The sequence below is a fragment of the Alkalibacterium sp. s-m-28 genome (genome assembly GCF_054658175.1).
Map to the genome: position 1 here is coordinate 1 of NZ_BAAGIQ010000063.1, position 12,636 is coordinate 12,636.

Consider the following 12,636-nt stretch of genomic DNA (forward strand, 5'->3'; position numbering starts at 1 on the left):
GATAGTTTGGTAGTCGGATACCTACTATTTTACCGATAAATGAGGGAGGGGCAAGTGTTTTTTGTCTTTTCCTTGATAGAACAACGGTTATAGACCTTTAAGAACAAAAAAATTTGACAGTAACAATACAATAATGAGGAGGGTACTTATGAAGGTAAACGGAAAAACAATCGTCGTGACAGGCGGAGGGTCCGGGATGGGCAGGGAGCTTGTGCTTGAGCTTGCCAAGCGAGGAGCAGGAGTAGCAGCGGTAGATATCAACAAGGAAGCAGTACTGGAGACAGCCAGACTGGCACCGGAATCAAAGGAAAAGATCTCAACACATGTCGTGAATATTACTGAAAGAGAAGCCATTGAGAAACTGGTGGATGAGGTAAAAGAATTTCATGGGACGGTCGACGGCATTATAAACAATGCAGGAATCATCCAGCCCTTTATTGACGTCAATGATTTAGGCTATGATAAAATCGAACAGGTCATGAATGTCAACTTCTACGGGACATTGTACATGGTGAAAAGTTTTCTTCCGGAGCTGCTTAAGCGACCGGAAGCACATATACTGAATGTAGCAAGTATGGGCGGCTTTCTTCCTGTACCCGGACAGTCGATTTACGGTGCATCAAAAGCAGCCGTCAAGCTGATGACTGAAGGGCTGCATTCAGAACTTACTGATACAAATGTTGGTGTAACGATCGCTTTCCCCGGGGCCATCAAGACAAACATTATGCAGAACTCAAAAGTTGAGCGTAAAGCGACGACCGATACAAGTGGGAAAGAACATAAACTGACTCTAGCCGATGATGCAGCGAAAATCATGATCGATGCCATTGAGTCGAACGCATACAGAGTAATGGTGGGCAATGATGCAAAAATGATGGACCGGATGTATCGTGTCATGCCTAAAAAGGCAGCAGCCATCATTGCTGAAAAGCTTAAAAACTGAATCAGAACTTATTAATTTCTCAGGATTGTACAGGTAAATAAAGCCTGTACAATCATTTTTTGAGAAAAATTGATTGAAGGAGAATATAACTTCATACAAAATTCCAATGCAAGTCATCTCTTTCTCGAAGATAAAGCGTACGATGAAAGGATAATAGAGTACGTTTGTGGACGGTGCAGATACTAATGATAGACAAGCTGAAAAAAGCAAAGAAAAAGTGGATAGCTGGTGGAGTAGTTATATATGTTGTATATGCTGTAGCGGGTGTAATAGGAGGCGTTTATCTCTCGTCAGTCCCTAGTGTATCTGAGGTACCTCAACCTGTTTCGACGGATGAACGGGTAGCCTTGGTCGAAACGGGGGAGGAAGCCTGGCAGATCAGACGCGAACTGATTACTGAAGCAGATACGACACTGGATATTGCTACGTTTGCAATGCAGGGGGGAGAGACGGTTGATCTGTTTTACTCACTTATCCTTGAGGCAGCTGACAGAGGAGTCCAGGTCCGCCTGCTGCTTGATGGCATTTTTCATGGCATGAGGCTCCTGGATAGACAGATATATGACGTGTTTCTCAGTCATCCGAACATTGAAGTCGGCATGTATGACACTCTAAATCCTTTGAGACCCTGGACATGGAATAACCGGATGCATGACAAACTGCTGATTGCAGATGAAAAGGTGGGGCTGATCGGTGGACGAAACGTAGGAGATAAGTATTTCAACGAATCCGCTGATACAGTATCTTACGACAGGGAGCTGCTGGTCATAGGTCAGGACGGGTCAGCCAATGAACTGGTTTCGGACATGTCCCATTATTTTGACGAGCTCTGGTCTATGCCTTATGTAACGAGAAGACAAGATCCTGTTCCAACATTGACATCTAACAGGCGGGTCAGAAGAACATCAGAGACGCTTCGAGAACGAGCAGCGCGTTATCACGAGGGAAGCCTGACACCTATGACTGAAGAATACTGGATGAAGAAGTCTCATGCGATCGATTCAGGTTATTTCGTACACAATGGCCTTGAGCGTCTGAACAAGGAGCCCGCAGTATGGCACTCCCTTCTTACTGTCTTATCTGAAACGGAGGAATCGATCCTGATTCAAAGTCCCTATGTCATCCCAGATGCATTTATGTCAGAGACAGCTGGCATGCACGCAATTAAGTCAGACACCGTGACTATTCTGACGAATGGACTGCAGTCCACACCCAATATCATTGCTCACAGCGGGTATAGAAACCACCGGGATGAACTGATCGAAAGCGGACTGAATCTCCTTGAATTTCAGAAACCGGACCGTTCACTACATATGAAATCATTCGTAAAGGATAATGAATGGGTGGGCGTCGGTTCGTTCAATATCGATGCCAGAAGTACCTATCTTCATACAGAATCTATGCTGGTCGTCAGCAGCCCATCTCTGGCCGAAGAAATCAACCGGATGAATGAAGAGCGATATGGCTCCCACATTTATCCGGCCCAATCAGAAGATCCATTACCGGAAGGGGCTGATGGCACACACATGTTGAAGCAGCTCATTATAGACACATTAAGACCCCTGACTGATCTGTTTGATTCATTACTCTAATAAGAAGTATCAGGTGTTATTTTACGGATTTCACTGTAGAATAGTAATGATAGTGACTTAGAATGTGGGGAGTAGAGATGGAAAAAGAACAGATCAGGAAAGCTGCGAAGATTATTGGAGGAATTGTCGGGGTTTATCTAGTGTATTTCTTATTTACAGCAATTATATTAACAGCATTGAGGACCCCTCCTGAAGTAGTGGACCGGGATCTGGAATTTAAAGACACCTCTGAGCGCGTGACTTTGCTGGAATACGGTCTGGAAGCCTTCGGGGCACGTAGTGATATCATCGAACAGGCAGAAGAATCGATCGACGTGTCCTATTTTTATATGGAAGACGGCAAAAGTGTCGAGCTTTTTTATTCCTATATCCTGGCCGCGGCTGATAGAGGGGTAGAAGTCAGGTATCTGCTGGATGGTATGTTCCACGGGGTCAGAGGAGACGACCGGGATGTACTTAGAGCCTTCAACCTGCATCGAATATCGAACTGAAACTTTACGAGCCTATTTATTCGGTAGCCATCGCACCATGGCGGTTGAATAACCGTCTGCATGACAAGCTGCTAGTTGTCGATAATGATTATGCCATTATCGGTGGCCGTAATGTGGGGATCTGTACTATGAACGCAGCGGGGAAGATGTCGGCTATTCTTATGACAGGGATGTGCTGATTATGAATCCGGATCAGCAGGAAGACAGTCTGATATCAGACATGAGAGCCTACTATACTGAACTTTTTGAAAGCGAATATGCGATCACTCAGAACAACAGGACCTTGTTTGGATGGGAACAGAATAGAGCAGAAGAGCAGACTGAAGCGCTTAGAGCATCGTACGATAAACATCAGGCGGAACTTGCAGAACGCAGCAATGTCAGTGAAGTAAGTGACTGGGAGAATCGGTCAGTAGAAATAGACAGTGGCTTTCTTACATTCAACAGCATTGAACGAAACTTCAAGCAGCCCTACATATGGAGCGATATGCTGACGTTAGCGGAACAAGCCGAAGAGAATTTGTTCATTCAGTCACCTTGGACGATTCCTGACAGACATATGCGCAGACATATTGAAGAAACAGAGCTGACAGTAGATGAGGGCATTATTTTAATCAACGGGATGTCGACCAATTCAAATATGGTGGCTCAAAGCGGGACGGAAAACAGGAGGCAGTACTTTATCGATTCATTTCTTGACTACTATGAGTACCAACCGAAAGAAGCCTCTCTTCATATGAAGACGATGGTCGTTGATGAACGCATCAGTGCAGTCGGAGCATTTAACTTTGATGCCAGAAGCACCTGGCTAAGTACTGAAACGATGATCGTTCTGGAAAGTGAAGAACTGGCACGTCAGATACTGGATGAAGCGGAAGAAAGTTATCTGAAAAAGAGTGTCCGGTTCGATCCGGATGGGTCAGAGGTACCTGGTGAAAAAACAGAAGGGGAGACGCCTGTCTGGTGGCAGAGAATTCTCATACCAGCCATGAGACCTCTTGCCTGGCTACTGGAATCCTTATTATAAATGACGAGATCATCAGGACCTAAGTGTTCTGATGATTTTATTTATTCGTAGATGATAATTTTTATAATCTGGAAACCTTGATATATCAACGGAAAACCAGGTTTTGCTGATATTTACCTTAAAGAAACCTTGATTCTGATTCTCAATTAGACTAAAATTAGACATTGTAAGTAAGAAAGTTTTTTCAGGCAGGATTCTGCTTTTACAGACTTTTTTGCTCAAAAAAATACAAGTAGAAAAGGAAGGTACATAATGGCCGTATTAGAGATCAAGAACCTACATGTATCCATCGAGGACAAAGAAATTCTTAAAGGCGTGAACCTGAAAATGCAGACAGGTGAAATCCACGCAATCATGGGACCTAACGGAACAGGGAAATCTACACTTTCTGCTGCAATCATGGGACACCCAAGCTACGAAGTAACAGAAGGAGAAGTACTTCTGGACGGAGAAAACGTTCTGGACATGGAAGTTGACGAGCGCGCACGTGCCGGTCTGTTCCTTGCTGTACAATACCCAAGTGAAATTGCTGGAATCACCAATGCAGAATTCATGCGTGCAGCAATCAACTCGAGAAGAGACGAAGACGATAAGATGAACGTCATGGACTTCATCAACAAACTGGACGAAAAAATGGCTGTTCTAGATATGCCGGAAGAAATGGCTGAACGTTATTTAAATGAAGGATTCTCAGGCGGAGAGAAGAAACGTAACGAAATCCTGCAGCTGTTAATGATCGAACCGACTTTCGCTATTCTGGACGAAATCGACTCAGGACTGGATATCGATGCTTTGCAAGTCGTTTCCAAAGGAGTTAACGCCATGCGCGGTGAAGGCTTCGGCTCACTGATCATCACGCACTATCAGCGTCTACTGAACTACATCACCCCAGACATCGTCCACATCATGATGGATGGACGTGTTGTTAAGACAGGTGGAGCTGAACTGGCTAAGAAACTTGAAGCAGAAGGATACAAAGGTCTAATGGAAGAATTAGGATTAGACTTTGAAATTGAAGAAGACTAATTTTTGAGGAGGCCATGACTTATGGAAACAAAGACTAAAGACTACGTGAGTTATAAAGACGCATTACAAGCCTTCTCCACAGGACTGCAGGAACCGGAGTGGATGCTTCAGATGCGCCTGGACGCGCTGGAAAAAATCGAAGATCTTGATCCGCCCGTAATCGAGCGTTTAAGATATAACCGCTGGCCACTGTGGCAGGTCCCGAACCTGACTGGCGCACCGGCACCAAAAGCTATCGATCCATTTGAATTCATCGAAGACAAGGCAGATGCTGCCCGTGTGATTCAGACAGGAAACGACACAGTGATCGAAACCCTTCCTCAGTCATTGAAGGATAAAGGGGTCATCTTCACTGACATGCATACGGCACTTAAAGAGCACCCTGACCTGGTCAAGGAAGCCTACATGTCTAAAGCAGTTAAACCTAATACGAATAAAATCACTGCATTCCACGCAGCGTTCATGAATTCAGGTCTATTCCTGTACGTGCCTAAAAACGTTGAAATCGAAGACCCGCTTGAAGCAGTCTTCATTCAGAACAGTTTAGTTGAAGATTCTTTCATCAAGCACGTATTGATTTATGCCGACACGAATTCAAACTTCAACTATGTGGAGAAATTCCTGACAAAAGGCGACACGAAAAATGCCGCAAACATCGTGGTAGAAGTCGTCACTAAAGCCGGCGCACAAGTCAAATTCAGTGCAGTTGACCAGCTGGGTGAGAACTCTACAGTGTATTTCAACCGTAAAGGATACACATTCAGAGATTCTACGATCGACTGGGCGATTGGGGTCATGAACAACGGAAATGTTGTCTGTGACTTTGATGTCGACCTTGTCGGAGAAGGGTCATCAAGTGATTTGAAAGCTGTCGGAATCAGCAGCGGACGTCAGACGCAAGTCATCGACTCAAACGTTGTCAACTATGGTAACCATACGGAAGGAAACATCTTCCAGCATGGTGTTATCATGGACCGAGCTACACTGACATTCAACGGGATCGGCCACATCATTAAAGGGGCTAAAGGAGCAGATGCTCAGCAGGAATCACGTGTACTGATGCTGTCTGACAAAGCCCGAGGCGATGCGAACCCGATTCTACTGATTGACGAAAATGAAGTAACAGCAGGACACGCAGCCAGTGTAGGACGCGTGGATCCTGAAGAAATGTACTACCTGATGAGCAGAGGAATCGAGAAATCAGAAGCAGAACGACTGGTTATCCGCGGATTCCTTGGAAAAGTTATTTCAGCTATTCCACTGAGAAGCATCCGTGACGAATTGGTTGATACCATTGAAAGGAAGTTGACATCTAGATGACCGTGCCTTACGAACATCTGCGGGAGGACTTCAAGATCCTTCAGCAGCACGTCAACGATGAGCCACTTGTTTATTTGGATAATGCCGCGACCACACAGAAACCGGAAGCTGTCCTGAAAGCTCTTGAAACCTATTACCATACCTCTAATGCCAATGTGCATAGAGGGGTGCATACTTTGGCTGAACGAGCGACCACTCAATATGAGGGAGCCAGAGAAAAAGTCCGCCGCTTCATCAATGCGCCAAGCACGGCTGAAGTTCTGTTTACAAGAGGGACAACGACCAGTCTGAACTGGGTTGCCAGAAGTCTTGGCGATCTGATTATTGAAGAAGGCGATGAGATCGTGATTTCCTTCATGGAACATCACTCGAACATCATTCCCTGGCAGCAGCTGGCAAAGCGTAAAGGCGCTAAACTTAAATATATCGAGCTGACGGATGACGGTAAGCTGGACATGGACGATGCGAGAGAAAAGATCACAGAACAGACTAAAATCGTTTCTCTTGTTCATGTGTCAAATGTCCTGGGCGTCGTCAACCCGATCAGGGAACTGACTGACTACGTGCATGACAAAGGTGGCGTAATGGTTGTCGACGGTGCTCAGGCAGTGCCGCATATGCCCGTAGATGTTCAGGCACTGGATGCAGATTTCTATGCATTCAGCGGTCACAAAATGATGGCACCGACCGGTATCGGCGTGCTTTACGGCAAACGTAAGTGGCTTGAGAAAATGGAGCCTCTGGAGTTTGGCGGAGAGATGATCGATTTCGTGGAACTGCAGTACAGCACATGGAAAGAACTGCCATGGAAGTTTGAAGCAGGAACCCCGAACATCGCCGGAGCGATCGGACTGGGCGCAGCTATTGACTACTTGGAAAACATCGGCATGCGTGAGATAATGGACCATGAACAAAATCTGGTGGCGTACCTGATGCCGAAACTGGAAGAAATCGAAGGACTGACCTTATTCGGACCGAAGAAAGCCTCAGACCGGACAGGCGTGATCGCGTTTAATATCGACGGGGTTCATCCACATGACGTTGCGACCGCAATGGACATGGAAGGTGTAGCTGTCAGAGCCGGTCACCACTGTGCACAGCCTTTGATGAATTATCTGAGCCAGCCTGCTACGGCCCGTGCAAGTTTCTACTTGTATAACACGGTTGCTGATGCAGACAAATTCGTTGAAGCATTGAAAGCCACGAAGGAGTTTTTCTTACATGGCCTTGACTAAATTAGATCAATTATACCGGGCAGTGATCCTTGATCACTCTCAACACCCAAGACGACGCGGTGTACTGGATAAAGCGACCACACAGATCGAGCTGAAAAACCCGACATGTGGAGACGTGATCCAAGTACAGCTGACAGTCGAAGAAGATAAAATAACTGATGTGCGGTTTGACGGAAGCGGCTGTACCATCTCAATGGCCAGTGCCAGCATGATGACCGACACGATCTTAAATAAATCCGTTGACGAAGCCCTGATGCTGGTGAACGAATTTTCAGAAGTCGTACAAGGCAACAAGCCTGAACATGAACAGGAACTCGGTGACGCAATGATGCTTGCAGGCGTATCAAAATTCCCTGCCCGGATCAAATGCGCAACACTGTCCTGGAAAGCTCTGGAAAAAGCACTCGGATCAGACGGCACAGGCGTTGACGGTCAACTGACGCACGATTAACTCAATTTGGACATATTCCGAATAGAATGAACTGACTGCAGAGAGATATACATGAGGAAGGGGAATATTCATGTCTCAAGTACCTGAGAAAACAGAATATAAATACGGATTTCACGACGAAGGGGTCGACGCCGTCTACGATACGGGTAAAGGGTTGAACGAAGATATTATCCGTGACATTTCTTCTCGTAAAAACGAGCCGGAATGGATGCTCGACTACCGTCTGAAATCATACGACCACTACAAATCCCGTCCAATGCCTGAATGGGGAGCAGACTTGTCAGATGTCGATTTCGACAACTATACGTACTACCGTAAAGCAAGTGAAGCCCCTGCACGCAGCTGGGACGATGTACCGGATAAAATTAAAGAAACCTTTGACCGACTAGGTGTTCCAGAAGCTGAACGTCAATTCCTTGCCGGATCTGGTGCACAATATGAATCAGAAGTGGTTTACCACAATATGAAAGAGGAATTCGAGAAGCTGGGTATCGTCTTTACAGATACCGACACTGCTTTGAAAGAATACCCTGAAATCTTTAAAGAGCACTTTGGGACAGTGGTTCCTCCAACAGATAACAAACTGGCTGCGCTGAATTCTTCAGTCTGGTCTGGTGGAACATTCATCTACGTGCCTAAAGGCGTTAAATGTGACGTGCCACTGCAGATGTACTTCCGTATCAACAACGAAATGATGGGTCAGTTTGAACGTACCCTGATCGTTGTCGACGAAGGCGCAAGCGTGCACTACGTCGAAGGGTGTACAGCACCGACATTCTCAACTAGCTCGCTTCACGCAGCGGTTGTAGAAATCATCGTTAAAAAAGATGCGTACTGCCGTTACACGACAATTCAGAATTGGTCAGATAACGTATATAACCTAGTAACAAAACGTGCTCACGCTGCAGAAGGCGCGACAGTTGAATGGATCGATGGAAACCTTGGTGCGAAAACGACCATGAAATACCCATCAATCCACTTGAACGGACGCGGCGCGCGTGGAACGACTATGTCCATTGCTATGGCTGGAGAAGGTCAGGTTCAGGATACAGGTGCTAAAATGATCCACAATGCACCAAACACATCCAGCTCGATCGTATCCAAGTCCATCGCTAAAGATGGTGGAACTGTAAATTACCGTGGACAAGTAACATTCGGTAAAAACTCCGGTGGATCTATTTCACACATTGAGTGTGACACGATCCTGATGGATGACTTGTCTAAATCAGATACGATACCTTTCAACGAGATCCACAACTCAAACGTGGCCCTCGAGCACGAAGCGAAAGTATCTAAAATATCTGAAGAACAACTCTACTACCTGATGAGTAGAGGACTCGACGAAGAAACCGCGACTGAAATGATCGTGATGGGATTCGTTGAACCATTCACTAAAGAACTACCAATGGAATACGCTGTTGAATTAAACCGTCTGATTTCTTATGAGATGGAAGGGTCAGTGGGTTAAATTTAATAAAAGAAATAAAGCTAGAATCCTGTTATAAAGGTTTCTAGCTTTTTCCTTATTATCAGAATAGACGGAAAGATTAAGTGCTATAAAGAAAATGATACATATGATGAACCATGCAGTACTTTTACTCTTTTTAAATAAAATGATTAGAGAAATAATAACCGCGAAAATTATTATGGTTGTACGTAGTGTTGCACTGACACTAATCCACACTCACTTGATAGAGAAGCATCTGTATGAGAAATAGTCAGGTTTGTATTGAAGTTCACTTAATTTTTATTTAAGCTAGTCATGAGAATAACTTCTTTCTAAGTGTTAGTTTAAACACCCTTACCATATCAGACAGTTCAAAGAAAATGTACGAATTATTCAGCATAATAATAAACAAGCAAAATTTTACTTAGATTAATAATTTTTAAATACTTAAAGAGTAAAAAGGGGTTTAACTTATGGGAACTAAACTTAAAAAATACGGCTTTTGTCTATGTGTGTTTTTCTTAAATATAACTTTACTAATTCTGGAGCTAGATTATTTATTTAGGAGAGCAAGATATATTGAGACATATGGCGTCTCTTCTACGATAAGTGAAGAGACCGCTATGAATATGCAAACCATTAATAGTAATCGAGCTACATTAGGTCAAGGAGTAGTGCTTATTGCTATTGTGGCTTTTATTGTATTTATTTCCTGCATTATTCATAACTTGATTTTTTATAGGTGATTTGCCCATTAAATTGCCAAAAGTGAATGCCAGTTAGGGAAATTTAGTTTTTATAACTAAATAAGTATGGTTGCTCGTTAAATTTTCACTTTTCTCTATCCGCTTTTTCCCATCAAACTTAAAAATGGGCAGACTTATCCCTCGAGATGATTTCAGTTTTTTATAATTATGAATGGCTATTGATTGGGTCACTCAATAAGCGGTATGCCCTGAATTTTTTTCAAGGTGAACCAAAAGTGTTTTTTATAAAGACAACTGCTACATAGTTTGAAGGTCGTATAACGGGCTGTGTTGATTACTTTACCTGCTATTTTAATCAGCTTAATTCTAACAGTTGCTATGGTGCTTTTATTCATGCTTTTAGGTAAGCAGAGTCGGCGAAACCAATTCTCAAAATTGTAGGCGAGTAAGGCAATTTGTAGCTTTGTCGCATTTGTGTAAAAGTCAGGACTGCTTAACTGGTCGAGCGCAAAGCCGTTTTTCCCTTCTTTAATGAAATTTTCCATCGTCCCACGGTTTTGATAAAATTTGACGATGTTTTTAGGGCGATAGCTTAAGTTCGTGACGATGAAGGAATAACGAAATAAAAGTTCACCTTCTGGTCTTTCTAATTTGACAATCACGCGTCTTGACTTGTTCCAGCTTGCTGCTTTGTAGCTGATTTCTTTGTAAAATACATAAGGCGCACCATTATTGGGATTGAGTCGCTCGCTGATTTGATTTTCAATCGCTTGAGCTAGTGACGTTAAGCGTTTGTTGGATTTCAGGCGAATGGCGTACTTGAGCTCATGTTCTTCGCATAATTCATACAGGGCAGGGACGGCGAATCCACTATCACCTCTGACAGCGATGGTCGCACTTGAATTCATTTTCTCATATTCCTTGATCACAGGGCCAATAAAGCTGACAACGTTACGAGACGTATAAACGTTGCCTGCACGAAGAACGGCTTTGATACAATCACCCGTTAAGCCATCAAACAACACGAGCGGATGATAGCCGGTTGTTTGGTAATGGGCATTGTAATCTGTGCCGTATTGTTTGCCACAAGTCGTGAAATTGGCTGAATCTAAATCAAAAACAAAATGCTCGCTTGGCTTAAGCTTCTGAACGCGTCGGTTCAATTTTTGATTGACCTGCTGGATCTGCTTCATCGTTTCCTTGTCGAATTTCTGGTTTAAGCGTGACAAAGTGGGTTGAGAAGCTAATTGCTTCTTATCCAGAATCGTGGTAAACATCGGCTCATGCTTTAATTCATCCGCATGGTCGTCTGTGTGATAACCTGCAAGATGTTGATAAATTTTTTGAATGACGACATCAGGATTGGGATGTTCCCGGTGGTCTACAGAGTCTTTGACTTGAAGCATCTCTCGAATGGACTGGTCGAGTCCGATCTTTTCATCAAACTCTTTGTACAATAATAGCCCTGAGTCTGAGGTTAAATTCCCGCCGTCAAAATTAACTTTGATCATTTTGTTGAAATGAAGTGACTTTTCGATTACACTTTTCATTATGGAGCCCTCCTTGAATTGTGTTTGTTTGGTCACTTATACAATATCAAAGATCGGGCTCCTTTTCACTTAATTAGTGAAAGATTGATTGGTTATTTTTAATTGATTTGATGCGGTTTATTCAGGTTTTATGATTGGGCTATGAATAATCTAGGTTATTTCTTTCCATAAATAATAACTTGCGATAATTTCCTGTTCCAGGCGCTCCTGATAAAATGACATTTTCTTTCCTTTTGATAAATGAAAGGGATTCTAGACGATCTCTGTCGAGATTTGATGGGAAGTGAATATGATCTCCCCATCGGTAATCTACTAATTCCTTTTCATTCATAAACTTTGCTTTTTTGATGAAGCGTTCGCCCTTCGCAGTTTCTCTTAATTCTATCTCCTGTTGTAATATAGCCAACAAATATTGCTCTGGATTCTCGAAGGGAATCATCTCATACAAGTCGGCAACGTAGGCCAATCGAAGTAATTTACATTTCTCTCTAATCACATCAGACACGATATGCACTCTCCTTAACCGTAGGTTGGAGAGAATCATAAACACTCCAGTCTATATCGTAAGGATGGTTCGTAGAAGTATCCGAACTTGGATCAAATTGCTTTTCCTCAGGAAGTAACTCATAAAATTTTTCATCTATTTCTTGCATCTCACGCGTTATGATTAAGCTTAATAACCACTCGACACGCTCTTTTCTTAATTTCATGGATTCGATATTTAACGTAATTCCGAAAGAAGTCTCCCACTTCTAAGCGTATGGGTGCGAAGCACCAGTGAAAGTGGGAGATGAATGTCGGTCAAGCGATAGCTTGAAGTGGTTAATCTGTCATTTTTGTTGTATAC

12 protein-coding genes are annotated in these 12,636 nt (G+C 43.5%); 10 read left to right on the forward strand and 2 right to left on the reverse strand.

The window, feature by feature from the left end:
- The first annotated feature begins 148 nt into the window (after nucleotides 1-148).
- The 10 genes from ACYQ4S_RS08595 to sufB all read left to right on the forward strand — a co-directional run bounded on the left by ACYQ4S_RS08595 (nucleotide 149) and on the right by sufB (nucleotide 9,553).
- Nucleotides 149-943: an SDR family NAD(P)-dependent oxidoreductase gene (locus ACYQ4S_RS08595; RefSeq protein WP_459770598.1), complete on the forward strand. Its 795-nt coding sequence runs from the start codon at nucleotides 149-151 to the stop codon at nucleotides 941-943.
- Nucleotides 944-1,128: 185 nt separating this feature from the next.
- A complete protein-coding gene (locus ACYQ4S_RS08600) occupies nucleotides 1,129-2,535 on the forward strand; it encodes a phospholipase D-like domain-containing protein (protein WP_459770600.1) in 1,407 nt (468 codons plus the stop codon).
- Nucleotides 2,536-2,612: 77 nt separating this feature from the next.
- Nucleotides 2,613-3,026 (forward strand): phospholipase D-like domain-containing protein, encoded by a 414-nt coding sequence (locus tag ACYQ4S_RS08605; RefSeq protein WP_459770601.1) that lies wholly within the window; start codon nucleotides 2,613-2,615, stop codon nucleotides 3,024-3,026.
- 44 nt (nucleotides 3,027-3,070) lie between these two features.
- On the forward strand, nucleotides 3,071-3,205 hold the full coding sequence (locus ACYQ4S_RS08610) for a hypothetical protein (RefSeq protein ID WP_459770602.1): 135 nt from the start codon (nucleotides 3,071-3,073) through the stop codon (nucleotides 3,203-3,205).
- A 2-nt stretch (nucleotides 3,206-3,207) separates the two neighbouring features.
- Nucleotides 3,208-4,053 (forward strand): phospholipase D-like domain-containing protein, encoded by an 846-nt coding sequence (locus ACYQ4S_RS08615; RefSeq protein WP_459770603.1) that lies wholly within the window; start codon nucleotides 3,208-3,210, stop codon nucleotides 4,051-4,053.
- 252 nt (nucleotides 4,054-4,305) lie between these two features.
- Nucleotides 4,306-5,079, forward strand: coding sequence for a Fe-S cluster assembly ATPase SufC (gene sufC / locus ACYQ4S_RS08620; RefSeq protein WP_459770605.1), 774 nt, complete (start codon nucleotides 4,306-4,308; stop codon nucleotides 5,077-5,079).
- Between the two features lie 21 nt (nucleotides 5,080-5,100).
- Nucleotides 5,101-6,399 carry a Fe-S cluster assembly protein SufD gene (gene sufD / locus ACYQ4S_RS08625; protein ID WP_459770606.1) on the forward strand — a complete coding sequence of 433 codons (1,299 nt, stop codon included), beginning with the start codon at nucleotides 5,101-5,103 and terminating at the stop codon, nucleotides 6,397-6,399.
- Complete coding sequence (locus tag ACYQ4S_RS08630) at nucleotides 6,396-7,634, forward strand: cysteine desulfurase (RefSeq protein WP_459770608.1); 1,239 nt, start codon at nucleotides 6,396-6,398, stop codon at nucleotides 7,632-7,634. Before sufD ends, ACYQ4S_RS08630 begins: the two co-directional genes overlap by 4 nt.
- On the forward strand, nucleotides 7,621-8,085 hold the full coding sequence (sufU, locus tag ACYQ4S_RS08635) for a Fe-S cluster assembly sulfur transfer protein SufU (RefSeq protein ID WP_459770609.1): 465 nt from the start codon (nucleotides 7,621-7,623) through the stop codon (nucleotides 8,083-8,085). Before ACYQ4S_RS08630 ends, sufU begins: the two co-directional genes overlap by 14 nt.
- A gap of 70 nt (nucleotides 8,086-8,155) precedes the next feature.
- Nucleotides 8,156-9,553 (forward strand): Fe-S cluster assembly protein SufB, encoded by a 1,398-nt coding sequence (gene sufB / locus ACYQ4S_RS08640; protein ID WP_091481790.1) that lies wholly within the window; start codon nucleotides 8,156-8,158, stop codon nucleotides 9,551-9,553.
- A gap of 913 nt (nucleotides 9,554-10,466) precedes the next feature.
- Here sufB and ACYQ4S_RS08645 read toward each other — a convergent pair.
- A complete protein-coding gene (locus tag ACYQ4S_RS08645) occupies nucleotides 10,467-11,789 on the reverse strand; it encodes an IS1380 family transposase (protein WP_459770611.1) in 1,323 nt (440 codons plus the stop codon).
- Between the two features lie 139 nt (nucleotides 11,790-11,928).
- A complete protein-coding gene (locus ACYQ4S_RS08650) occupies nucleotides 11,929-12,294 on the reverse strand; it encodes an ATP-binding protein (protein WP_459770613.1) in 366 nt (121 codons plus the stop codon).
- Nucleotides 12,295-12,636 lie beyond the last annotated feature (342 nt).